10 protein-coding genes are annotated in these 26,520 nt (G+C 62.5%); 6 read left to right on the top strand and 4 right to left on the bottom strand.

The features are described from left to right. Positions 1-8: 8 nt before the first annotated feature. A complete protein-coding gene (locus RCAS_RS11300; protein WP_041330631.1) occupies positions 9-15,539 on the top strand; it encodes an SdrD B-like domain-containing protein in 15,531 nt (5,176 codons plus the stop codon). Between the two features lie 140 nt (positions 15,540-15,679). Here RCAS_RS11300 and RCAS_RS11295 read toward each other — a convergent pair whose 3' ends face one another. Genes RCAS_RS11295 through RCAS_RS11280 form a run of 4 tightly spaced genes read right to left on the bottom strand, consistent with a single transcriptional unit; the run spans position 15,680 to position 18,601 of the window. Further along, positions 15,680-16,333 carry a Uma2 family endonuclease gene (locus tag RCAS_RS11295; protein ID WP_012120703.1) on the bottom strand — a complete coding sequence of 218 codons (654 nt, stop codon included), beginning with the start codon at positions 16,331-16,333 and terminating at the stop codon, positions 15,680-15,682. A 21-nt stretch (positions 16,334-16,354) separates the two neighbouring features. Continuing rightward, a complete protein-coding gene (locus RCAS_RS11290) occupies positions 16,355-17,047 on the bottom strand; it encodes a Uma2 family endonuclease (protein WP_012120702.1) in 693 nt (230 codons plus the stop codon). Positions 17,048-17,068: 21 nt separating this feature from the next. Then, on the bottom strand, positions 17,069-17,845 hold the full coding sequence (locus tag RCAS_RS11285) for a Uma2 family endonuclease (RefSeq protein ID WP_012120701.1): 777 nt from the start codon (positions 17,843-17,845) through the stop codon (positions 17,069-17,071). Between the two features lie 21 nt (positions 17,846-17,866). Beyond that, positions 17,867-18,601: a Uma2 family endonuclease gene (locus RCAS_RS11280; protein WP_012120700.1), complete on the bottom strand. Its 735-nt coding sequence runs from the start codon at positions 18,599-18,601 to the stop codon at positions 17,867-17,869. 566 nt (positions 18,602-19,167) lie between these two features. Here RCAS_RS11280 and RCAS_RS11275 point away from each other — a divergent pair. From RCAS_RS11275 to RCAS_RS11255, 5 genes are all read left to right on the top strand, one after another. Then, positions 19,168-19,845, top strand: a complete 678-nt coding sequence (locus tag RCAS_RS11275) for a TetR/AcrR family transcriptional regulator (protein ID WP_012120699.1) — start codon at positions 19,168-19,170, stop codon at positions 19,843-19,845. 37 nt (positions 19,846-19,882) lie between these two features. Beyond that, positions 19,883-21,220, top strand: a complete 1,338-nt coding sequence (locus RCAS_RS11270) for an MFS transporter (RefSeq protein ID WP_012120698.1) — start codon at positions 19,883-19,885, stop codon at positions 21,218-21,220. Beyond that, positions 21,217-22,641 carry a pyridoxal phosphate-dependent decarboxylase family protein gene (locus RCAS_RS11265; RefSeq protein ID WP_012120697.1) on the top strand — a complete coding sequence of 475 codons (1,425 nt, stop codon included), beginning with the start codon at positions 21,217-21,219 and terminating at the stop codon, positions 22,639-22,641. Before RCAS_RS11270 ends, RCAS_RS11265 begins: the two co-directional genes overlap by 4 nt. A gap of 65 nt (positions 22,642-22,706) precedes the next feature. Next, complete coding sequence (locus RCAS_RS11260) at positions 22,707-23,948, top strand: ATP-binding protein (RefSeq protein WP_012120696.1); 1,242 nt, start codon at positions 22,707-22,709, stop codon at positions 23,946-23,948. A gap of 17 nt (positions 23,949-23,965) precedes the next feature. Beyond that, complete coding sequence (locus RCAS_RS11255; protein ID WP_012120695.1) at positions 23,966-26,509, top strand: SDR family NAD(P)-dependent oxidoreductase; 2,544 nt, start codon at positions 23,966-23,968, stop codon at positions 26,507-26,509. The last annotated feature ends 11 nt before the right edge of the window (positions 26,510-26,520 follow it).

Genomic DNA, 26,520 nt, shown 5'->3' with positions numbered 1-26,520 from the left:
ATCGGACCATGCGCCGTCGTCCAACTCTGCGGTTCGCACCGCTTCTCACCTTGCTCGTGGGCGCTCTGACGATTGGTAGTTTTTTCCTTGGAACGATTGCCCTCGCCGCCGGCAACCCGCTGCCGGTCGCAACGGTCAACAGCGCGAGCGGTCTGATCGGCGAACCGGTGACCCTGACCGTCACCTTCGATAATGCCAGCACCGGAACCGGCGATCAGACCGGGTATGGTCCGTATATCGACCTGTTTCTCGACACCACCGGTCCCGACGGCGCCCCGTCGTTCGACGGGCTAGTGACGACTGACATCCGCGCGACCTACCTCAATCAGCCGCTGCCGGGATTAGAGTTGATCACGATTAGCGGACCAACCTACGTCCATCCGCTGACCGGGCAGACGCTGAGTGTGCCGGGCTATGGCACGCGCTTCCAGAACGGCGACACGATTGCCGTTCTGACGTTGCCGTTCGGCAGTTTCACCAACACACAGCCACCCGCGCCGATTGATGTGACGCTGCGCATCAGCAACCTGGCAGACCTCGGCACGCCGCTGCCGGTCACGGCAATCGCCGGCTTCCGCTACGGCGCCGACCCGCTCGACAACCCCGGCGCCGACCCGCCGATCCGCCAGACGACCCCGTCGGACGCCGATGTTACGCCGATTCTCTGGCGCCTGACCAAAACCTATCTCGGACCGGAAGACGAAACCGCGACCGGACGCAACTATCCGCGGCGCTATCGCCTGGATGTCGATATTGCCGAAGGGCAGCCGGTGACGAATCTGCAAATCACCGATACTCTGTCAAACAGCATGCGCATCACCGGCAACACCGCCGCGCAGATGAGCGCGCGGCTCTACAATACGCCCGGCGTTCCAACCGAGGTCTTCAATCCGGCGAATCTCTCCGGCACTGCCACGCCTGCGGCGCCGGGGGGAACGCTGGTCTATACGTTCGGCGACAAGACCGGTGTGCGCGGCGTTGATGCGTCGTTCGAGTTCGAGTTCTACATCCCGCGCGACACCAGCGCCGCCACACCAACTGTGCCGCAGGGAACCGACTCGACGCTCGCCAACAACACCGGCAGTTCATCGGCAACATGGACCCCAATCGATACGCGGGATGCGCCGACGTCGATTACCATTACGCTGCCGCCCGATGCGCATACCCTCCAGCAGCATTCACTGGCGACCCAGAAATCGGTCACGCCGGTTGATCGCGCGACCCTTGCGCCAACCGGTGGTGTGATCATCCCTGGTCAGACGCTGCTGCGCTATGACATCGATTTCCAGGTCTCCGACTATTTTGCGGTTCAAAACGTCTATCTCGAAGACATCATTTCCGACGGGCAGCGCCTTTTTGTGCGAACATCGGGCGGACCTTCGACTGTGCCAACGCTCCAGGTTGAGAATGCCTACGTTACCGGTGCGTCGCCGACGCGCATGAATGTCGCAACGGCGCCCTTCGGCGGTGCGAACACGATTGTGTACGAGCAGCGGTTCACCACTCGCAGCACGCCGCTCTCCGACCCGACTAGCCCGCCATCCGGTTCGGTGTTTGTCATCAACACGCCGGCGCCGTCGAGCAGCGGCACAACCTATGTGCGCTTCAACATTTCACAAGAACTGATTGCGCGCGGCTTCAGCGGGCGGCTCGTCGGCGGCGATATTCCCAACGCTGGCGGCGCGCCGCAGAACAACAACCCGCCGCTCTTCGGTCCAACGCAAGGACGGATCACGTTCTACGCTGAGGTCAAGGATGAGTTCAGCGACGATTTCCCCTCCGGCGACCGCTCGGTCGATCAACTCGACATTCTGCGCAATACGGTTCCGCAGATCCGCGGTGAGCAGATCAACACGACGACGATCAACAATCCAACGCCGACGGTGATCGGGCAGGCGACCGACGATACCGCCGCCAGCGTCGAGTTGCCGATTGGCGACCGCAGCAAGACGCTCTATGCGCTCAACGGACAGACGACCAACCTCGGCGACCCGGTGACGGTGCAGCCAGGCGACCTGGTGACGTATCGGCTCACCTATCGCCTGCCGATCAGCAGTTTCGAGAATATCCGGTTGATCGATTTCCCACCGCTGCCCGTCTTCCCTGTGCCGGATCGCATGTTCTTCGACGCGGCGGCGGCGCCTGGCACGATTCCCGGCGCAAATATGGTGACGCGCGGACCGTCTGACACTTACCTGACGACGATCAATCCGCCAACGACGGTGCGCGTGGCGACGACCGCGAATATCACCGGCTACAATCCCGCCGGCATTGGCTCATTCAGTGGCGCACCCACGACCATCGACGGCGTCGCGCTGGCGAACGGCGACCGCGTGCTGGTGAAGGATCAGACCGATGCGCGGCAGAATGGCGTCTATGTGGTCGTGGATGCCACAACCGGCGCCTGGAACCGCGCCGCCGATTTCGATACCCCGCGCGAACTTACGAACGGTCCGCTCGTCGGCGTGACAGCCGGCGCTACCAACGCCAATCAGCACTTCCGTCAGTCGAATCAGAACTTCAACACCTTCAACACCGATCCGATCACCTGGGCGCCGTTCATCACCACCGACGCAGCCGGCAATAGTTTCACCCTCAACTTCGGCTGGCACGACGATGTGGACGGCGGACGGCGCTCCTCGCTCATTGACGTGCTGGTGACCCTGCGCGTCGCCGATGCGGCGTTCGCCAACGACCTGTTCCTGACCAACCAACTGCGGGTGAGTGAGTCGTCCACCAATGCGGGATCGAAGGATTTCGATGAGATTGTCATGTTCGAGGTCATTCGCCCGAATGTGACAATCAATAAGGGAATCGTTGGCTATAACGCGAGTGGTCTGACCCTTGGCGGCGTGACGTTCAACCCGCCTGATGGACCGACGACCTTCACCGGCGCGCCGGTCTACACCAACACTCAGGCGCTGGCAATCGGCGCTTCCGACTCCCTGGTGCTGACCGACGCCGGGGATCGAGTGCGCTATGCGATTGTGCTCCAGAACGAAGCGCGTGGTGATGCCTACGATGTCACGGTGACCGACGCCATCCCTTCCGCTTATGCGCGACCTGCAACGCTGGCAGCCGCCAATTTCGCCGTCCGCCGCGGCGACGGCACGCTGCTCACCGGCGATGTCGTCAGTGGCACGGTGCGGGTTGCCACCACCGCACCGTTGACCGGGGCGACATTTACCACAACGCCGAATAATGGTCAGTTCACGAATGCGCCACGCACTATCGACGGCGTGACGTTGAACGTCGGCGACCGGGTGCTGGTGAAGGATCAGACCAGCGCAACCCAGAACGGCGTCTACGTCGTCACTGCGGTCTTCCCCGGCGTCAACCAGGCGACTCTGACCCGCGCCGACGATTTTGACGATAACACTGAACTGACCGGCGGCTACCGCGTCGCCGTGCTCGGCGGGTTGAGCAGCAACGCCAATCGCGCCTTCAGCGCAACCGGACCAATTACTCTCAACACGACGCCGGTTACCTGGAGCGATGCTGGCATCAGCGATTACTATGCGACATACAACCCCTTGACCGGCGCCTTCAGCGTTGTGCTGGCAGACAATTACACGGCGGGCAACACAACGGCGCCAACCCGCGACGACCGGCGCGGCGGTCTCAGCCGTGGCGCGTCGGGTCCGAGCAGCAACATCGTCGGCGTGACGAACGGCTCGAACACCATCATCATCACCTATGACGTGACCCTGGGCGATAACGTCGAGCCGAATCAGCAGATCATCAACACTGCCACACTGACGAACGTCGCCACGAGCGACGGCGGCATCGACGATCTGCCCGATCCGTTCGATACGGCGCTGGTCACTATTCGCCGTCCAGAGATTGCGAAAACACTGACCGCCACGGAGATCGAGAATGCCACGAATGCGCGCCAACAGGCGGTCATTGGCGAACTCGTCACCTATACCCTGATACTGACCGTGCCCGAAGGGGTTATGTCAAACGCCGCGCTGACCGATACGCTCGACGTCGGGCTGGCGTTTGTCGATGTGACGGGAGTCACGGCGTCACCGTCCCTCAGTTTTGTCGGCGGCGGGCTGCCGACAGTTGGCGCAACTCCGGCAAACACCACGATTGGCGCAGGCGGGCAGACACTTGTGTTCAATTTCGGCGCGATCACCAACAGCGACCGGAATAATGCCGCTGACGAAACAATCGCCATCACCTACCGCGCCGTTGTGCTGAATACCGTCGCCAACCAGAGCGGCGCGCAGCGCAACAACCGCGCCGATTTTTCGTGGGATGTCCCTGGACAGGGTTCATATGCGCTGTTGCCGGTCGAAACCGAAAATGTCACGATCATCGAGCCGACCCTGGCGGTGGGCAAGACTTTGCCGCCTGGTCCATATGATGCCGGCGATACCATCGACTACACCATCACCATCAGTCACACAGCAGGCAGCCAGACCGACGCCTACGATGCGGTGATCACCGATACCCTGCCCATCGATCCGTTTGGCAGCGGCTCGCTCATTCTCACGCCAGCAGTGCTGAGCGTCACCGACAGCGCCAGTCTGCTGACGACCGCCGATTTCACGCTGACCGGCAGTGATGCGACATCCTGGACCCTCAGCAACCCGACGCCGATTGATGTTGCCCAGGGACGCACAATCAGCATCGTTGTGCGCGGCACGCTCTCCAACGCCGCCATGCCCGGCGCGACGATCACAAACACTGCCTTTCTGCGCTGGACGTCGCTCGACGGCAATCCGGGGCAACGCTCGACGCACGCTGCCGACTCAACGGAGCGCACCGGCGCCGATGGACCCGGCGGCGCGCTGAACGACTACGCCGCCACCGGTTCGGCCACGTTCGTCATCCCGACGGTAACGCCGGGCAAGGCGCTGGTGGCCACATCCGAAGCGCACACCTCCGACAGCAACGTGACGATTGGCGAAATTGTGCGCTTCCGCATTGCAATTGGCGGACCGGAAGCCTCGGTCTATGCCTTCTCACTGGTCGACCGGTTGCCGCCGGGGTTGACCTTCCTCAATGACGGGTCGGCGCGCTTCGCGTTCATTGCCAACAGCAACATCACCACGGCAGGCGTCTATGACGTTGCTCCGGTTTCCTGCCCGGCAATCAACCCGACCGGCGTCGCCACGCTTGCCGATGTGTTGAATCCAACAATTCTCCCCTCGTCGAGCATTAACTGCACGTTTGGGGACAGCAATATCTCCAGCAACGAAACGACGAACCAGGATGTCTATGGCAGTGGAACCGATGTCTTCTTCCGCTTTGGCAATCTGTCGAACAACGACAATGACGCCGATGAAGAGTTTATTGTCGTCGAGTTCAACGCGATTGTCGATAACGACACGACTGACCCGAACGACGCTGGCGATGTGCGCAACAATACTGTGGTTGCGCGCATGAACCCGCCTGGCTTCGGCGCATTCGAGACCGATCCCTCGGCGCCGACGTCTGTCACCGTCGTCGAGCCGAATATTGCGTTCAATGCCGCGACGAACAACAAGACCGCCACCCCGACGAGCGGCGACGCCTTTGACCTCATCACCTACACCGTCACCTTTGCGAACGCGACGGGCGCGATGGTGAGCGATGCCTTTGACGCGCGCATTCTCGATACGCTGCCCGCCGATGTAACCCTCATTCCTGCCAGCATCTCGGTGTCGTCCGCAGGCGGCTGCGCTACCGGCGTCACCAACGCCAGCGCAGGCAACACAGTGGACGTGACGATCGGGCGTGTGCCGCCGGGATGTAATGTGACCATCACCTACCAGGCAACCCTGAATGTCTCCGTCGTCCCTGGTCAGGCGATCACGAACACCGCGAGCCTGACCTACACCAGCCTGCCGGGGAACACCGGCACGGGCGGGTTCTTCGGCTCGACGGCGGGAACGAGCGGCAGCGCCACCGGCGAGCGCAACGGTTCCGGCGGCATTAACGACTACGCTGGCAGCGACACGGCGATGGTCACGATTGTTGCGCCGGCGCTGGCAAAGCGGATCGTCGCCACGTCGGAAGCGCATACCGCCGATCCGCTCGTCCTGGCAGATTTCAATAACGCCGGGTTCGATGGCTTCCTGCCGGGGTCAGTGTTCACCGGCGGCAACAACACCTGGGACGACGCGCCGGGCAATGTCACAGTCTTCTCGACTTTCGTGCGCATTGCCGGAAACTCGACAGAGCGCGGCGGCGGTTTCATCACCTTCGCCACGCCGGTCGATCTCTCCAACCACACTGCGCTGGCGCTCTCCGCGCGCCTGGTCGCCGGGAATGGCGCCAATAACATCGATATCCACCTTCAGGACGCCGACGGCACCAACTGGCGCTGGCGCTTCCCTGCGAGCAACTTCACCACCTCGACGTTTACGCTTGTGCCGCAAAACCTGCTCGGGCCAAACAGCACGACGATCGCAGCAGGCACAACGCCGGGTCTCGATCTGCGCAACATTGTTCGCCTCGAAATTCGCGGCGACGATGGCACAGCGCAGTTCGACATCGATATCGACGCAGTGATCGCGTTCGGCAATATCGCAGCGCCGGGTGAGATTGTGCGCTACCGGCTGGTGACGACGATCCCTGAAGGCACGTCGCCAAACCTGCAACTGCTGGATCGCATTCCCACCGGCATGCGCTTCATCAACGACAATACCGCGCGGGTGGCATTCGTCAGCACCAACGGCATAACATCGACGAGCGCCGGCGCGCAGGTTCCCGCACTCAGCGGCACAGGGCTGAATATTACCGGCAACCAGGATAGTGTTGTCGGATTGAGCCTGGCGGTCGGCAGCGGCAATGGGCTGGCAATCGGCGAGGGGACTGCGTTCGACGGCAATGTCTCATCGAGCAACGATGTCTTAACAGATACCGACACATATAACAATGGCAGCGATGTCTTCTTCCGCCTCGGAAATATCGTCAACAACGACAACGACGACGATCTGGAATTCATCGTCATCGAGTTCAACGCTCAGGTGTTGAACGTGTTCAACGTCGGCAACCAGAGCGGCGTGGGGTTGAACAACGACTTCCAGTACTTCCGCAATGGGTCGCAGGTTGGATCAACGTCTGCGCAGAACGGGATCAACCGCATCACCGTCGTCGAGCCGCAGATCAACAACCTGAGCAAGACGCTCGCCAGCGCGCCGCCGGTTGATGCCGGGGATGTCTTCACCTACACGCTGCGCTTCGCCAACGGCGTCGCCTGGCCCACCAGCCCGGCGGTTCCGGTGCGCGTCGCCACTACCGGGAACATCGCCGGTTTCAACGCCACCGGCGGGTTCGGCGGAACCGGTCAGTTCGCCAATGCGCCCGCCACGGTCGATGGCGTGACACTGAATGTCGGCGACCGCATCCTGGTGCGCAGCCAGACGAACGCTGCGGAAAACGGCATCTATACGCTGGTCTTCATCGATCCATTCACCGGCGCGCGCGTCTGGGACCGCGCAACCGACATGGACGACACAGCGGAACTGGCGCTCGGCTACCGTGTGTTCGTGCAAGAAGGCGCCACCCTGGCAGGTAGAACCTACTACCTGGACGAGCCGGTTCCAACCATCAACGCCGGTGCGCTCAACTGGCGCGAAGTGGCGCCGGCAATGACCGTGGCAGTGGCGACAACCGGTTCATTGGGAGGAGCGAATTTCAATTCTAGTGGCGGACTCCTTGGACGAGGAACACTGACAACAACCGCAACGACCATCGACGGTATTCCGGTCAACGCAACCAACTTCCCGGTTGGTACGCGCATCCTGGTGAAGAACCAGAGCACCGCCGCAAATGGTGTGTACCAGGTCACCGGGTTTACCTCCCCAACCCTGACCCTCGAGCGCGTGCCGGAGTTCGATTCGCACCTCGAAGCGGTGATCGGCGCGCAGGTGTATGTCACCGGCGGCACGATCAACGCCGGGCGCACCTTCGCGGTGCAAACGGCGCCTTCAGAAACGCCTATCACCACGTCCACTAATTTCGAGATTGTGGATCAAGTCGCCGCTTTTGATGTGACGGTCTTTGATCAGCTTCCACCAACGCTGGAACTCTTGGGCGTGCAGATCGACGCGCCGACCGGAACCACGGCGACCAACGGCTCGACCCTCGGCGTCGGCGGCGTGATCAGTTACACGCTGGATCGCCTCGACTCGGTCCAGGACATCACCGCCGGCAGAAACGATGTCGTCATCACGGCGACAGTGCGCGTGGTTACCGGAACGGTCGCCAGCGCACAGATCACGAACACAGCGCGGGTGCAGTACACCAGCCTGCCGGGCGCGCGCGGCACGCTCAGCAACCCGACCGGCTCCAACGTTGATGCGGGCACGGCAGGTACGCAGAATGGCGAGCGCACCGGGCAGGGTGTGCTCAACCCGACCAACAACACGCCGCCGTCGAACAACGGAATCCGCAATAACTACAGCGTCGGCGCTATTGCGCTGAACCACCTGGCGGCGCCGATGTTCGACAAGCAATTCCAGGGTGGCAGCATCTCCGATGATGACAGCAGCGTGCCGGGCACTTCCGGCGCCAGCGTCGCTGTCGGCGAAGCGGTGCTCTACGACCTGCGCGTGACTCTGCCCGAAGGGACGACGAACAACCTGCGCGTCGTCGATGCCGTGCCCGATGGGATGCGTTTCGACACCTCGTTCAACGGCGGTCTCGGCTACCAGATTGTAACGACGGCCGGCGGATCGCTCGCCGAAAACTTCAGTGATCCGGCGGCGGTTGCGTCGCCGACGCTGTCCGTCTCCGGCACGGGGACGCTCGGACAGGACGGCGTGGACGCGCTCTTCTCCTTCGGCAACGTCACCATTGCCGATGACAACAACCCGAACAACAACTCCTTCATCATCCGCGTTCGCCTGATTGCCACCAATACGGCGGCGAACCAGAGCGGCGCCAGCCGCGACAACGGCGGCGCGCTGCGCTACACGAACGGCTACAGCGGCGGTGACAACGAACTGCGCGATCCGACCGAACCGCGCGTGACGATCATCGAGCCGACACCATCGATCCTGAAGTCGGTCAGCGGCGCAGCAGCCGACGCTGGCGACCCGATCACCTATACGCTGCGCATCGAGAATATCGCGCTACGCAGCGAAATGGACGCTTACGACGTGGTGATCAGCGACACAATTGCGCCCGAACTGATCAACCCGACGATTGTTGCAGTCAATGTTACGGGCGCTCCCGACGTAAGCGCCGCCGACTTCGAGATCGCTACCGTCGGACCGGATCGCATCCTGCGCACGACTGCGCCGATTACCCTGCCGCTCGGCGCTACGGTGACCATCACATTCACCGGCGACCTGACGAGCACAGTGACGACCGATCAGATCATCACCAACCGCGCGTCGATGTTCTGGAGCAGCACACCCGGAACCAACCCGGACGAGCGCACCGGCGCCGATGTGCCCAACCCGCCGGAGTGCAGCAGCCTGCCCGGCGACTGCAACCTGGACAGCACGCAACTCAACAATTATGGTCTCATTTCATCAGTAACGACGACCGCAATTGCGCCGGTTGTCGTGTCGAAATCGGTGGTCGAAGGGATTGCCCCCTCGACGCCTGGCACAGACGTGACCATCGGCGAAATCGTGACCTATCGCCTGGCAGTCAGTCTGCCGGAGGGGGTAACAAGCGGGCTGGTGATCACCGACACGGTGCCGAGCGGCATGGCATACCTGCCGGGAAGCGCGACGCTGATCACCGGCACGCTCGCCACCGGTGACCCGCCGCTCGCCGGCGGTCACCCGACCGATGCAGGCAGCCTGGCGTTCAACGGCGTCTTCAGTGACACGACCGATCCTTCGGTGACGCCAATCGGCAGCGGGCAATTCCTGAACGGAACCGGCATCCGCTTCGAGTTCGACCAGATCACGCTGCCGGGGGACAACGACGCGCGCAACAATACCTTCTTCATTCGCTACCAGGTTGTCGTGCTCGATGTAGCGGGCAACACCGGCTTCAGCGGCAGCCAGAAGACCCTGACGAATAGTGGGCAGTTCGATGTGCCATCGACGCCGCAGCCGCCGACCGATCTGCTGATTGACCCGAACGGCGCAACGGTCACGGTCGTCGAGCCGGAACTGGCGATTGCCAAATCGGTCACTCCAGCAAGCGGCGACGCTGGCGATGCCGTGACATACACCATCACCCTGAGCCACACGGCGCGCAGTCTGGCAGACGCCTTCGATGTGGCGATCAGCGATGCGCTGCCGGCGACGGTTGGCTCATCACTCACTGCGCCGATCACAATCGCCAATGTGAACGCCACGCACTCGGTTGATGGCGACATCACCGGCAACTTTAGCGTGGCGGGCAACACGTTGACAACGACTACGCCGTTCACGCTTCCGCGCGGCGAGACTGTCACCCTGACGATCACCGGCGTGCTGCGGCAGAGCGTCCAGCCCGGCGAGGTCATCACCAACACCGCCGTGCTGACCTCCACCAGCCTGCCCGGTCCAAACCAGGACCTCAGCCCGGATGCCACCGGCGTCAGCGATGGAACCGACCGCGAGCGCAGCCGCAGCAGCAGCAGCAGCGCCACACACTCCGTCGGGCAGGGCGCCTTCAGCAAGGCGATCCTGAGCACCAGCGCCACCCACACGAGCGGCACAGACGTCACCATCGGCGAAGTCATCAGTTATACCCTGATCGTCGATCTACCGGAAGGCACGATCCGCGACCTGACGCTGACCGATGACCTGCCGGCAGGACTCGACTACGAAGGGGTCACGGTCATCACCGACGCAGCGCAGAGCGGCGGTCTGTTGACGCAGGACTTCGCCGGAACCGTGCCGTCGATCACCGTCACCGGCGGCGCGGGCAGCGGCGATGACGTCACCTTTACGTTCACCGGCGACGTCGTGGTGACCGGTGACAACGACGCGGCAAACAACCGCTTCCTGGTTGTGGCGCGGGTGCGGGCGCTCAATGAGCCGGGGATGGTCGGGTTGATCCCGCCGGGACAGACCATCCTGACGAATACCGCAACCATGCGTTACACCGACGGTTCGAACATCACACGCGCGTTCACCGACACTGAAACAGTGCGCGTCGTTGAGCCGCAGTTGACGATCACTAAAGATATTGTTCAGATGGTGGCGAATGCGGGCGATCCGATCACGATCACACTGACGGTGACGAACATCGGCGCGTCCGATGCCTTCGACGTGGTTATCACCGATACGCTGCCGCCTGAGTTCGACGCCGACACCACATCTTTCGGCACGGCGGGGAGCGACTACCCGGCGACCTTCACCCCCTCGCGCACCGGCAATCAGGTGCGCTACGAGGGTGGACCGATCCCGGTCGGTGCGACGATGACCTTCACCTTCCGCGTCAACCTGACCGGCACGGTGACGCCGGGGACGACGATCACCAACACGGCGCGCATGGCGCAATCGACCAGCCTGCCGGGTGATGATCCAACCGAGCGGGTGCAGACGCCGGTTGAGTCCTCTGACACGCTCACCATTCGTAGCAACAGTCTGAGCGGCTTCGTCTACGTGGACAGCGACAACGACGGCGTGTTCGACACGGGTGAAAGCGGCATCGGCGGCGTGACCATCACGCTGTCGGGAACCGACCACCTGGGCAACAGCGTCCTGCTGACGACCACCACGACGATCACCGGCTTCTACCGCTTCGACAATCTCTATCCGGGTGTGTACACCCTGCTGGAAACGCAGCCGTCCGGCTATCTGGACGGAACCGACGCTATCGGCACACAGGGCGGCGCGACCGGCAATGATGTGTTGAGCAACATCGTGCTGCCGGTTGACACCTCGACCAACGGCGAGAACAACAATTTCGGCGAAATACCGGCAGCCCGCATCGCCGGGTTCGTGTACGAGGACGACAACAACGACGGCGTCTTCGACACCGGCGAGAACGGCATCGGCGGCGTGACCGTCACCCTGACCGGAACCGACGACCTGGGCAACCCGGTGAACCTGACGACCACCACGACGATCACCGGCTTCTACGCCTTCGACAACCTGCGTCCGGGGACCTACACCGTGAGCGAGACGCAGCCGTCCGGCTATCTCGACGGACTTGACACGGCGGGAACGCTCGGCGGCGACACGACGGTCAACGACCGGATCGCCAGCATCGCGCTGCCGCCAGGCGCTGCCAGCCTGAACAACAACTTTGGTGAACTGCGTCCGGCAAGCCTGTCGGGGTTGGTCTACCGCGACGACAACAACAACGGCAGCCGCGACGGGAGCGAGCCGGGGATCAGTGGCGTCACCATCACCCTGACCGGAACCGACGACCTGGGCAACCCGGTGAACCTGACGACCACGACCACGATCACCGGCTTCTACACCTTCGACAACCTGCGTCCGGGAACCTACACGGTGATCGAGACGCAGCCGTCCGGCTACTTCGACGGCGCCGAAACCGTCGGTACGGCAGGCGGGAGCATCCTCAGCAACGACGTGATCGGCAATATCACCCTGAATGCAGGCGTTGCTGCGACGGGGTATGACTTCGGTGAGGTTCCGGCAGCCCGCATCGCCGGGTTCGTGTACGAGGACGACGACAACGACGGCGTCTTCGACACCGGCGAGAACGGCATCGGCGGCGTGACGATCACGCTGACCGGAACCGACGACCTGGGCAACCCGGTGAGCCTGACGACCACCACGACGATCACCGGCTTCTACGCCTTCGACAACCTGCGTCCGGGGACCTACACCGTGAGCGAGACGCAGCCGTCCGGCTATCTCGACGGACGCGACACAGCAGGAACGCTCGGCGGCGACACGATGATCAACGACCGGATCGCAGGCATCACACTGCCGCCAGGCGGCGCGAGCCTGAACAACAACTTCGGCGAACTGCGCCCGGCAAGCCTGTCGGGGTTGGTCTACCGCGACGACAACGATAATGGTGTGCCTGACGCGGGTGAGCCGGGGATCAGCGGCGTCACCATCACCCTGACTGGAACCGACGACCTGGGCAACAGTGTCCTGCTAACAACCACGACCACGATCACCGGCTTCTACACCTTCGACAACCTGCGTCCGGGGACCTACACCGTCAGCGAGACGCAACCGGCGGCGTACAACGATGGACGCGACCGCGTCGGCACGGAAGGCGGCGACCTGAGCAACGATCAAGTCAGCACCATCGTGCTTGGCGCAGGGGTCGATGCGGCCAACTACGACTTCGGCGAACTGGGAACCTTCGTCAGCGGCGTCGTCTGGATCGACACCAATCGTGATGGAACGCTCGACAGCGGCGAGAGCGGGCGTCTCGGCGGCGTGACGATTACGCTGCGCGACAGCCTGGGGAATGTCGTCTCCACAACGACCACCCTGGCAGACGGCAGCTACCGCTTCGACAACCTGCCGGCGGGCAACTACACCATCGAGCAGATGCAGCCGACCGGCTACGGCAGCTCGACGCCGAACACGCTGAGCGTCACGGTTCCACTGACCGGTCTGACCGACCAGAACTTTGGCGAGACCGTCAGCACCCTGAGCGGCTTCGTCTACGTGGACAGCGACAACGACGGCGTGTTCGACACCGGTGAAAGCGGTATCGGCGGCGTGACCGTCACCCTGCTCGACGGCGTGGGGAATGTCGTGTCTACGACGCTGACCATGGCGGATGGCAGTTACCGCTTCGAGAACCTTCTGGCGGGGACCTACACCATCAGCGAGACACAGCCGCTGATCTACAGCGACGGGCAGGACAGCGTCGGCACGATTGGCGGCGCACCGGTCGGCACGCTCGTCAGCAACGACGTGATCGGCGACATCGTTCTGCCCGCCGGAATCGACGGCATCACCTACAACTTTGGCGAATTGGCAAACGCCGGGCTGGGTGACCGCGTGTGGCTCGACCGCAACGGCGATGGCGTGCAAGACGCCGGCGAGCCGGGAATCGGCGGTGTGACGGTCTACCTCGACCTGAACAACAACGGCTCCCTCAACGCCGGCGAACCCACGGTAACGACCGATGCGGATGGTCGCTACTTCTTCGGCGGTCTGGCGGGCGGAACATACACCGTGCGCGTGGATGCGACCACACTGCCGGCAGGCGTCAGCCAGACCTACGACCTGGACGGCGCAACCGCAACGCCACACACCGCGATTGCATCGCTGGCGGCGGGTGCGACCCGCACCGACGTGGACTTTGGCTACCGGGGCAGCGCCAGCATCGGCGACCGCGTGTGGCTCGACCGCAACGGCGATGGCGCGCAAGACGTCGGTGAGCCAGGAATCGGCGGTGTGACGGTCTATCTCGACCTGAACAACAATGGCGCGCGTGATCCGAACGAACCATTCGATGCCACCGATGCCAGCGGCAACTACCTGATCGATGGGCTGCATGCCGGAACGTACACCGTGCGGATCGATGCCTCGACCCTGCCCGGCGGCATCGATGCCACCTACGATCTGGACGGAATCGGGACGCCTGGCATGGTCACCGGTGTCACGTTGAGCGACGGACAGGCGCGCATCGACGTAGACTTCGGCTACCAGGGCAGCGCCAGCATCGGCGACCGTGTCTGGAACGATGCCAACGCCAATGGCATCCAGGAAGGCGGAGAAACGGGGGTCAGCGGCATTGTCGTCGCGCTCTACGACTCGACCGGCACGCTGCTGATCACCACCACGACCGACCTGAACGGCAACTACCTGTTCGACAACCTGCCCGCAGGGACGTACACGGTGGGAATTGGCGCAACGCCGGGACGCAGCATCAGCCCGCGCGGAGCAGGAAGTGATCCGGCGCTCGACTCCGACGTTGACCGCACCACGCGGCGCAGCAACCTGATTACCCTGAGCACCGGCGAGGCGCGCCGCGATCTCGACATTGGTCTGTATCAACTGGCGTCGGTAGGCAGCCTGGTGTGGCTCGACCGCGACCTGGACGGCATCCATGAGGCGGATGAACCGGGGATCGGCGGCATCGAAGTACGATTGCTGCGCAGTGACGGCACACTCGTTGCCACACGGACCACGGACGCCAATGGGTACTATATGTTCACCGACGTTGAACCGGGTGAGTATCGGATCGCATTCAGCGTCCCGCCCGGCTACTACGTCAGCCCGCCGCACCGGGGAAGCGATCGGGGCAACGACAGCGACGCCGATCCGGCGACCGGTCAGACGCCAATCTTCACCCTGACACCAGGGCAGATCGATCCGACGTGGTACCTTGGGCTGTCGCCGATCTCGCCGACCGCCATCCAACTGACGCGCTTCAGCGTCGAGCGCAGCGCGAACGGCATCGTCATTCGCTGGGAAACGGCGGCTGAATTCCAGACGCGCGGTTTCCACATCGAACGCAGCGCCAGCGGCAGTCGCAACGATGCTGCGCGCATCACAGATCGCCTCATTCCCGCAAGAGGAAGCATCGGCAGCGGCGCGGCATACGTCTGGAGCGATACAACAGCGGCGCCAGGCGTTCGTTACACCTACTGGCTGGTCGAAGAGACCACCGACGGCTCAACACACATCTACGGACCGGCGACGTCCGAAGCGACGACCGGCGGAACGTACACGGTCGTTCTGCCGCTGATTATCCGGTAGGCGCGCCGGAGACAAAGAAAAACGCCGCAGGGAGGTTGCGTCGCAACGTCTCTGCGGCGTTTGCAGTATTACAGGGTATCCACATCCGGGTCGATGCCCAGTCGCTGCGTTGAGCGGCGAAGGCTTGGGAGGTTCGGTATTTACAGGGTATCCGCATCCGGGTCGATGCCCAGAGCACGCAGGCGCGCCGCCAGGCGCTCGGCGCGCTGCCGCTCGCGATCCAACTGCTCTTGCACCTCCACAAAACTCAGAAATGGACGCCCGTCCGGCAGGTACATCCGCACCTCGCCCCCCTCGCGTCGGAACCGCACCCCTAAACGCGGACTCACCCACCCGTCAATCTCTTCGATCACCCGCAACCGTCCGCCCTCACGCCGCCATCCGCTCAAGTCGCCGCTCGCCGGGTCGTACAGGTAGTACTCCTCCACTCCGTACCGGTCGTAGAACTCAAACTTCGCCGCCATCTCCGTCAGCGTGTTCCCCGGCGACAGCACCTCGAACACCACCTGCGGCGCAATCCCTTCCTCCTCCCACTGCCGGTACGAGCCGCGGTCGCCCTTCGGACGCCCGAAGACCACCATCGCATCCGGCGCGCGGCGGATGTCGGGGCGCCCTTCCACCGGGTACCAGAGCAGGTCGCCCGCCACGAACACATCGGCGCGGTCGCGGAACAGCGCCTCCAGGTTCCCCTGGATGGTCACGATTGCGCGAAACTGTTGCGTGTTGTCCGCCATCGGCATCCCGTCGCTATCGGGGTAGACAATCGGCGCTGCCGCTGTCATCGTGCTGCTCATTGCCCACCTCGCTGCATCATCTCACACGTCCTCGTCCGGGTCGATGCCCAGAGCGCGCAGGCGCGCCGCCAGGCGCTCGGCGCGCTGCCGTTCCGCTTCCGCACGTTGCTGCTCCGCCTCGGCGCGCTGCCGCTCGCGCTCGAGTTGGTCTTGCAGTTCCACAAAACTTAGAAATGGACGCCCGTCCGGCAGGTACATCCGCACCTCGCCCCCCTCGCGTCGGAACCGCACCCCTAAACGCGGACTCACCCACCCGTCGATCTCTTCGATCACCCGCAACCGTCCGCCCTCACGCCGCCATCCGCTCAAGTCGCCGCTCGCCGGGTCGTACAGGTAGTACTCCTCCACTCCGTACCGGTCGTAGAACTCAAACTTCGCCGCCATCTCCGTCAGCGTGTTCCCCGGCGACAGCACCTCGAACACCACCTGCGGCGCAATCCCTTCCTCCTCCCACTGCCGGTACGAGCCGCGGTCGCCCTTCGGACGCCCGAAGACCACCATCGCATCCGGCGCGCGGCGGATGTCGGGGCGCCCTTCCACCGGGTACCAGAGCAGGTCGCCCGCCACGAACACATCGGCGCGGTCGCGGAACAGCGCCTCCAGGTTCCCCTGGATGGTCACAATCGCGCGAAACTGTTGCGTGTTGTCCGCCATCGGCATCCCGTCGCTATCGGGGTAGACAATCGGCGCTGCCGCTGTCATCGTGCTGCTCATTGCCCACCTCGCTGCATCATCTCACACGTCCTCGTCCGGGTCGATGCCCAGAGCGCGCAGGCGCGCCGCCAGGCGCTCGGCGCGCTGCCGTTCCGCTTCCGCACGTTGCTGCTCCGCCTCGGCGCGCTGCCGTTCCGCTTCCGCACGTTGCTGCTCCGCCTCGGCGCGCTGCCGTTCCGCTTCCGCGCGTTGCTGCTCCGCCTCGGCGCGCTGCCGCTCGCGATCCAACTGCTCTTGCACCTCCACAAAACTCAGAAATGGACGCCCGTCCGGCAGGTACATCCGCACCTCGCCTCCCTCGCGTCGGAACCGCACCCCTAAACGCGGACTCACCCACCCGTCGATCTCCTCGATCACCCGCAACCGTCCGCCCTCACGCCGCCATCCGCTCAAGTCGCCGCTCGCCGGGTCGTACAGGTAGTACTCCTCCACTCCGTACCGGTCGTAGAACTCAAACTTCGCCGCCATCTCCGTCAGCGTGTTCCCCGGCGACAGCACCTCGAACACCACCTGCGGCGCAATCCCTTCCTCCTCCCACTGCCGGTACGAGCCGCGGTCGCCCTTCGGACGCCCGAAGACCACCATCGCATCCGGCGCGCGGCGGATGTCGGGGCGCCCTTCCACCGGGTACCAGAGCAGGTCGCCCGCCACGAACACATCGGCGCGGTCGCGGAACAGCGCCTCCAGATTGCCCTGGATGGTCACGATTGCGCGAAACTGTTGCGTGTTGTCCGCCATCGGCATCCCGTCGCTATCGGGGTAGACAATCGGCGCTGCCGCTGTCATCGTGCTGCTCATTGCCCACCTCGCTGCATCATCTCACACGTCCTCGTCCGGGTCGATGCCCAGGGCGCGCAGGCGCGCCGCCAGGCGCTCGGCGCGCTGCCGTTCCGCTTCCGCGCGTTGCTGCTCCGCCTCGGCGCGCTGTCGTTCCGCTTCCGCGCGTTGCCGCTCCGCCTCGGCGCGCTGCCGTTCGCGATCCAACTGCTCTTGCACCTCCACAAAACTCAGAAATGGACGCCCGTCCGGCAGGTACATCCGCACCTCGCCCCCCTCGCGTCGGAACCGCACCCCTAAACGCGGACTCACCCACCCGTCGATCTCTTCGATCACCCGCAACCGTCCGCCCTCACGCCGCCATCCGCTCAAGTCGCCGCTCGCCGGGTCGTACAGGTAGTACTCCTCCACTCCGTACCGGTCGTAGAACTCAAACTTCGCCGCCATCTCCGTCAGCGTGTTCCCCGGCGACAGCACCTCGAACACCACCTGCGGCGCAATCCCTTCCTCCTCCCACTGCCGGTACGAGCCGCGGTCGCCCTTCGGACGCCCGAAGACCACCATCGCATCCGGCGCGCGGCGGATGTCGGGGCGCCCTTCCACCGGGTACCAGAGCAGGTCGCCCGCCACGAACACATCGGCGCGGTCGCGGAACAGCGCCTCCAGGTTCCCCTGGATGGTCACGATTGCGCGAAACTGTTGCGTGTTGTCCGCCATCGGCATCCCGTCGCTATCGGGGTAGACAATCGGCGCTGCCGCTGTCATCGTGCTGCTCATTGCCCACCTCGTTTCTTTGAATTGATTGCGAGCATGATACCACGCGCCGGGGAGGGGTGTGCGAGATGAGCGCCCGGGATAGGACACGGATTGGCGCGGATGGGTTCTTCCGATCCGTGGGCATCCGTCCCGATCCGTGGCGATCCATGGGCCCCACCAATAGGACGCGGATGCGACGGGTTGGCACGGATGGATTCTTCCGATCCGTGGGCATCCGTCTCGATCCGTGTGCCATCTCATCCACCCCACGTTCAGGATCGAAAAACCAGAAAGCCCCGGCAGGAACCGGGGCCTCCTGGCGAAGGAGGGGAAGAAAGGGTTATCCCAAGTATACGATATATGCTGAAGTTCCGCTATCTCCCTTTGGTCCTATTCTGGCATAGCGCTTACGGCGATGATGGATCGTGCTCACAGACACACTGCTTCTTGACAACTATCACTGTCATTGTATATACTCCAGATATTCCATCAAACGCTTGATTGATAACGGATGCCTGTTCTCCGCCCTGTCTGATCGTTCAGCAGACAGGTAACAGGGTTCGTTCCTCATCAGGAAGATCACTCCTATGGATGGTCCGTCGCACGAAGCAACCGGCAGCACGGTTGAGCGCATTCTGACCATTGCCGCAACCCTCTTTGCCGAGCATGGCTACCACGGACTCTCCATGCGCACGCTTGCGGCGGCGGTCGGATTGAATATTGCAACGATCCACTACCACGTCAGCAGCAAGCAGGAACTCTACAAGGCAGTATTCCGGCGTCTCGCAGAGCGGGAACGCGCGCTCATCGCGGCGTACACGCATCCCCTGACCGACGACGACATCACCGATCCCGTGGCGCTCCAACAGCGGTTGAATGCACTGGTCGATGCGCTGGTTGATCTGACCATCGAACAGCCGGAAACGCCACGGCTGTGGTTGCGACGTTGGCTGGAACGGGACGAGTCGCCAGTTGCGGTCGAGGCGGAAGTATCATTGCCACTGTACGACATGGTTCTCACAGCACTGGAACGGGCACAGTCGGCAGGGACGATTACAGCGACCGACATCGATCTACGCCTGATCCTCACCAGCTTCGTCTGGATACTCTACGGCTACTTCGCCGGTAGTCCGCTCGATGCGACCGGCGCGCGCGTTGATCCGACGAATCCCGAACGGGTTGCGGCATTCAAGCGGTTCCTGCACGTCTACACCGCCCGGATGCTGGGGTTGCCGGACAATCCAGGGATCAAACAGAACCCATAGTGTGTCGTCGTCCTATCAGGTTCAAGGAGGAACGAGGATGGGCAGGCTTCTCCGCTACATTGCGTATTCGATGGGCAACTTCGCCAACACAATCGCCTATCAGGTGTTCGGAAACCGCATTCAGTTCTACTATGTCGATGTGCTGGGACTGAATGCAGCGGCAGCCGGTGTGATCTGGACGATCTATGGCTTGTGGAACGCCATCAACGATCCGCTCATGGGGCAACTCTCGGACCGAACGCGCACACCGATGGGGCGACGGGTGCCGTATGTCCTCTTTGGCGCTGTGCCGCTCGGACTCTCCTTCTTCTTCCTCTGGACGCCGCCAGGGCAATCGCCGTGGTTGCTCGCCGCCTATTTCCTGATCATTCTGTTCATCTTCGACACCCTCTACAGTCTGACAATCATCGCCTACAACGCGCTTTTCCCGGAAGTTGCGCCGCACCTGAAAGCGCGCATCGATCTCTCCGCCGTGCGTGAGGTGTTGGCAACGATTGCGCTCCTGCTTTCCTTCATCCTCGCGCCGATCCTGGCGGAAGGGGTCGGCTACATCTGGATGGGCGCTATCATGGGCACACTGGTGGCGGTGGGATATCTGATCTCAATGGCCGGTGTCCGTGAAGACATCTCAAAAATCAAAGATGATCGGTTCGGGTTGATCGAATCACTCCGTATTGCGCTTTCCAGTCGTCCTTTCCGCTGGTTCATCGGCGCCAATATCGCCAAAGAATATATCTGGCTGGTGCTGGCGGCGATGCTCCCATTCTGGCGCAAATATGCGCTTGGCATTCAGGGACAAACGGAAGTCTTTGGTATGCGCCTGAGCGGCGGCGACGCCGAGGCGATCCTGCTTGGCGTGCCCATCCTGCTAACGATCCCGATGCTCCTGATCTGGCGCCCAATGGTCGCGCGGATTGGACCGCGCCGGTCGTGGATTATCACCAGTTTCTGCTTCATTCCCGGATTTCTTGCGATGATCCTGGCAAATGACTTTTATACTGGCTTGATTGGCACGCTCCTGGTGGTTCCCGGACTGGCAGGGTCGATGATTATGCCGTTCCCGCTCATCTCTGAAGTTATCGACGACGACGCGGCGCGCCACGGCTACCGGCGCGAAGGGATCTTCTTTGGCATCAATGGCGGCATCACCAAACTGGCGTTTTCGGCGCAGGGGGTGCTCTTCGCCGCCGTTTTGTCGTTATCGGGGTATGTGGCAGGGAGCGACGCGCAACCGGAAAGCGCCGCGTGGGGCGTTCGCTTCCTGATCGGTGGCACGCCGATGATTGCGGCGCTGCTCATCGCTTTCTTTATGTGGAAGTACCCGCTGGAACGCGCCGTCAGGCGCGACCTCGCGCTGGAAAGGACGTCCTCGTGACTATTTCGCCTGTCGGCAGAACGCCGGACGAGATCATGACCCTCCTCCACGGATTCAAGGCGCAGGATATGGACTGGCGCTCCGGTCGGGTTTTTGCGTATATCTATCAGCCCGCTGAGATCGCTGCGACGCTGGTCAAAGAGGCATACTCATTGTACCTCAGCGAGAACTGCCTGGACCCGACGACCTTTCCGAGCGTGGCACAACTGGAGAATGACGTTGTGCGCATGATCGCCGGGTTGTTGCAGGGCGACGAGTGCGTTGTCGGCAATATGACCAGTGGCGGCACGGAGAGCATTCTCCTGGCAGTGAAAACCGCGCGCGATTGGGCGCGCGCACACCGACCACACGTGACACAGCCGGAGATGATTCTGGCGCGCACGGCGCACGCTGCGTTTCACAAGGCAGGTCACTATCTCGGCGTTAAACCGGTCGTCGTCGAGTTCGATCCGGTGACGTTCGAGGCGGATGTGACGGCAATGCGCGCAGCCATCACCGACAACACCATTCTGCTGGTTGCATCGGCGCCATGCTACTCGCAAGGAGTGATCGACCCTGTGCCCGCAATCGCAACACTGGCGCAGGAGTACGGAGCGCTCTGCCACGTCGATGCATGCGTCGGCGGGATGTATCTCCCGTTCCTGCGCACCCTCGGGCGAACGATCCCGCCATTCGACTTCAGTGTTCCCGGCGTTACGTCGATCTCAGTAGACATGCACAAGTACGGCTACGCTGCAAAGGGGGCATCGGTCGTGCTCTACCGCGACCGTAGCCTGCGGCGGCATCAGATCTTTGCCTCGACCGAAACGACCGCGTATACCATTATCAATCCCACGGCGCTCAGTTCGCGTTCAGCAGGACCAATCGCAGGTGCGTGGGCGATCCTGAACTACCTGGGAGAAGCAGGCTACCGCGATCTGGTTGCGACCGTGCAGGCGGCAACGGAGCGGTTAATGGCGGGGGTTGATGCGATTGATGGTCTGTATGTGTTGGGTCGTCCGGCAATGAGTATGTTTTCCTTCGCATCGCAAGCGATCAATGTCTTTCAGCTGGCTGATGCTCTGCGTCGCCGTGGTTGGTACCTTCAGCCGCAGTTTTCGACGCCGCGCTCACCGCGCAATCTGCACGTTTCTATCACGTATGGCGTCGCGCATAACGTCGATGCGTTGATCGCCGATATTGCCGCCTGCGTTGAGGAAGTTCGGCATATGCCGCCGATTGACCTGGCGCTGGTGCGTTCGGTGGTCGAGGCGCTCACGCAAGACCCTTCGCCAGCCGTAGTCGAAGGACTGATGGCAGCGGTTGGGTTGCAACCGGGTGCGTTGCCGCAGGAGATGGCGCTGATCAACGAGGTGCTCGACACACTGCCGGATGCAGTGGCGAATGAGGTGTTGATCGACTTCTTTAACAACCTGTATTGAGCGCTCTGTGCTTCTGGATATGGTACAATCGTATTGTCGATTTTCAAGGAAAATCAATACCGTTGATGACAATTTTCCGTCAAATTCAGCATCGCCTGCCCGAACCGACAACACGCCGCCTGGTAATGATCACCGGAGCGCGGCAAACGGGCAAAACCACGCTGGCGCGGCGTCTCTACGCGCAGTTGCGGCGCCTGTCGCTCGACGAAGCCGAGGAGCGCATCCGACTGCGCGAACTTCCCACACGCGCCTGGGCGACGACCATTGGCGAGGCAGTGCTCGATGAAGCGCAGAAGGAACCTGCTATCTTCGAGAAGATCAAGTTCGCTTATGATCAGGGCACGATCAATTTCAGCGTGTTACTCGGATCATCGCAGATTGTCATGCTCCAGCGCATCCGGGAGACGCTGGCTGGTCGCGTATTCATGTACGAATTATGGCCCCTGATGCTTTCAGAGCTGGTCGGCGGCGAGCATCCGTCGCCGTTGACGCTGCTGGCGCGGTTGTGCGAGGAAGAGGGCGATGCCGATGCGCTCTTGAGTGATCAACCGCCTGTTTTGCTAGGCGAGGAAGCGTATCGCCGCGCTTTCTGGTTCGACTACGGACTGCGCTGGGGCGGGATGCCGGGATTGCTCGAACTGACGGATAGCGATCGACGGGACTGGCTGGCTTCTTATGCCAACACATACCTGGAGCGCGATCTGGCAGATGTAGCGCGACTGGATGAACTCGTGCCGTTCCGACGGTTTATGCGACTGGCGGCGTTGCGATCCGGTCAGACGCTCTCCTATGCCGACCTGGCGCGTGATGCAGATATCAGCCCTGGCACAGCGCGCAATTATCTGAACTATCTGCAACTCTCCTACCAGGTTTTTTTGCTCCTGCCCTATGTTGACAGTCCTGGCAAGCGACTGGTGAAATCGCCGAAACTCTACTGGATCGATCCTGGACTGTGGCGCTATCAGACAGGATATTGGGGCGACGCCAGCGGAGCGCTGCTCGAGAGTTATGTGGTTGGTGAATGCTTCAAATGGCTGCGAACCACCGGTACGCAGGCTGAATGCTGGTTCTACCGCACCCACAGCGGTCTGGAAGTCGATCTGTTGTTATCCACGGCTTCCGGCATATGGGGGATTGAGGTCAAATCCTCACCGGAAGTCAGATTGTCTCAGGCGACGGCGCTACGTCGCCTGGCAGCGGAGTTTGGGGCGCGCTGGCGCGGAGGACTTGTCGCATACCCTGGCGAGCGCTTGGAGCGGTTGGACACGAACCTGTGGGCTATGCCGATCACGCGCCTGTTCAGTTGAGTCGCAAGGAGGCGACCATGCATCGTATGACCCATCCACAGCGCACATGGCTGATCACCGGCTGCGCCAGCGGTTTCGGCGCGCGCCTGGCGCAGCGATTGATCGAGCGCGGTGAGCGCGTTGCCGCCACCGACCGCAGTGTTGACCTTCTTACCCGTCTCCATTCAGACGATCCGGCGCGCCTGCTGTGCCTGGCAATGGATGTGACCGACCCCGATGCGATACGTCGCGCTGTCAGGACGGCAGTGGCGCACTTCGGACGGATCGATGTATTGGTCAACAACGCCGGGTTGGGGCACGGCGGTCCGCTGGAAGAAGCGAAACTGGAAGATATTCGCCGCCTCTTCGACGTGAATATCATCGGCATGATCCTTGTGACCCAGGCAGTTCTCCCTCATATGCGCAACGCAGGTCGCGGACACATTATCAATCTGTCGTCAGACAGCGGCGTGGTCGGGTTTCCGTTTCAGGGGATTTATACTGCGACCAAACACGCTGTCGAGGGCTTTTCCGACTGTCTCTACCAGGAAGTGACGCCGTTCGGCATCCATGTGTCGGTCATTCAGCCGTGCGGTATGTTTAAGACCGATATGCCTGCAAGCACGATCACCGCCGCCAGAGCAGCCATGCGACCAGACAGCCCGTACTATGCGCGTGCTGTGCGCATGGCGGAAGCGCTTGCCGCCGCCTGGGAACAGAGCAGCGACCCACAGGAGGTGGTTGACGCCATTATTGAAACTGCTGACGCCAACTCGCCGCCATTGCGTCGCCGCGTTGGTCCTCCTGAACGCACCGGTCTTGTCGGGTTACGCCACCGTATGCCGCACGAGGAATTCGTCCGATTCATCGCCAGTGTCACCGGCGATGGCGCCACACGTCCCGCTATGCCGAAAGGTCGTGTCGATGGCGGGCGACTGGTGGTGCGCACTCTGCGCGAAGCGGGGGTGACCCATGCCTTCACGATTGTCGGCGGGCACAACTACCACCTGATTAATGCCTGCCGCGAAGAGGGCATCCGGGTGATCGACGTGCGCAACGAAATGCATGCCGCACACATGGCGGATGCCTATGCGCGCTTCACACGCCGACCGGCGCTGCTCACGGTGGACGCTGCGCCAGGACTGGTCAATGCAGTGGCCGGCATCGAAGTCGCCTATGAAGCACAGGTTCCTATGATCATTGCATGCGCACAGGGATCGCTGGAAGGACGCGACATCGGCGTTATGCAGGCAATCGATCAGGTGCGCCTGATGCGCCCGATCACCAAATGGCAACGCACATGCTTCGATGTCAGACGGCTGCCCGAATATACCGCCGCTGCCGTGCGCCATGCCACCACCGGACGTCCCGGTCCGGCATTTCTCGATTTTCCGCTGGAGGTGATGCACGCGGTCATTGAGGAGGATACCGTCACCTTTCCACGCCATTATCGGGTGACGGTCGGACCGCCGGGCGATCCGGCGCTGGTGCGTCAGGCGCTCGATGTGATTCGCAAGGCGAGACGTCCGCTCCTGATCGTTGGCAGCGGCGTCTGGTGGGCGCGCGGCGAGGAGGAACTACGCCGTTTTGTCGAAACGACCGGCATACCGGTGCTGAGCCGCAACCTGGCGCGCGGAATCATTCCCGATGACCATCCCCTCTCTGCCGGGTTTTACCCCACCCCGGCAGCCATGGCGGATGCCTTCCTGGTGATCGGCACACGACTCGACTGGACGATTGGCTACGGACGCTTTCCGCTCTTCAGCATGGACGCGCCGGTCGTGCAGGTGGATATACACCCCGAAAGCATTGGCAAAACGCGACCAATCGACCTCGGCATCGTCGGCGATGCAGCGCAGGTATTGCGTCAGCTCAATGAACTTGTTGCAGAAGGTAGCGATTGGGCGATGGAGAAGGAATGGAGCCACATAGCACATGGCAGCATTGGCGCTATGCGCGCAGAAACCGCCGCTGCCGCCGATCTGGCAGCGCGCGATCCCGCGCGACCGATGCACTCAATTCAGTTGATGCAGGCGCTGGCGGATTGCCTGCCACGCGACACGATTAAGATTGTGGATGGCGGGTACAGCGCGGCATTTGCCATTCAGTATCTTGATGCCTGCGTTCCTGGCGGCGTGACGTGGGTGGGCAGCACCGGGCACATTGGCGTGGGACTGGGATTTGCCATTGGCGCAAAACTGGCGCACCCGGACCACCCCGTTGTGGCGATCATGGGAGACGGGGCATTTGGGCTGTGTGGCATGGAGTTCGATACTGCCGTGCGACACCATCTGCCGATGATTGTGGTGATTGCCAACGATGCCGGGTGGGGTGAGACGCGCGACGGTCAGCGACGGCGCTGGGGAGACGCTGCTGTAATCGGCACAAACCTGGGACCGACGCGCTACGATGAACTGGCGCGCGCGCTCGGCGGCTATGGCGAGCGTGTCGAACGACCGGAAGCGATTGCGCCGGCGATCCGGCGTGCGTTTGACTCAGGATTGCCTGCGATTGTCGATGTGCGCACCGACCCGGAGCAGCGCAGTGCCGCAGTAACCGGATTACCGTGGATTGTCGAGTGAAGGAGCACGCC

It is taken from the genome of Roseiflexus castenholzii DSM 13941 (assembly GCF_000017805.1).
GTDB lineage: Bacteria > Chloroflexota > Chloroflexia > Chloroflexales > Roseiflexaceae > Roseiflexus > Roseiflexus castenholzii.
The sequence above is the reverse complement of the archived record's forward strand: the minus strand, read 5'-3'. Positions and strand labels throughout refer to the sequence as shown.

Excerpts from the sequence above, each read along its gene's own strand:
- RCAS_RS11300 (WP_041330631.1), top strand. The coding sequence starts at position 9 with ATGCGCCGTCGTCCAACTCTGCGGTTCGCACCGCTTCTCACCTTGCTC.
- RCAS_RS11295 (WP_012120703.1), bottom strand. The coding sequence starts at position 16,333 with ATGAGCAGCACGATGACAGCGGCAGCGCCGATTGTCTACCCCGATAGC.
- RCAS_RS11290 (WP_012120702.1), bottom strand. The coding sequence starts at position 17,047 with ATGAGCAGCACGATGACAGCGGCAGCGCCGATTGTCTACCCCGATAGC.
- RCAS_RS11285 (WP_012120701.1), bottom strand. The coding sequence starts at position 17,845 with ATGAGCAGCACGATGACAGCGGCAGCGCCGATTGTCTACCCCGATAGC.
- RCAS_RS11280 (WP_012120700.1), bottom strand. The coding sequence starts at position 18,601 with ATGAGCAGCACGATGACAGCGGCAGCGCCGATTGTCTACCCCGATAGC.
- RCAS_RS11275 (WP_012120699.1), top strand. The coding sequence starts at position 19,168 with ATGGATGGTCCGTCGCACGAAGCAACCGGCAGCACGGTTGAGCGCATT.
- RCAS_RS11270 (WP_012120698.1), top strand. The coding sequence starts at position 19,883 with ATGGGCAGGCTTCTCCGCTACATTGCGTATTCGATGGGCAACTTCGCC.
- RCAS_RS11260 (WP_012120696.1), top strand. The coding sequence starts at position 22,707 with ATGACAATTTTCCGTCAAATTCAGCATCGCCTGCCCGAACCGACAACA.
- RCAS_RS11255 (WP_012120695.1), top strand. The coding sequence starts at position 23,966 with ATGCATCGTATGACCCATCCACAGCGCACATGGCTGATCACCGGCTGC.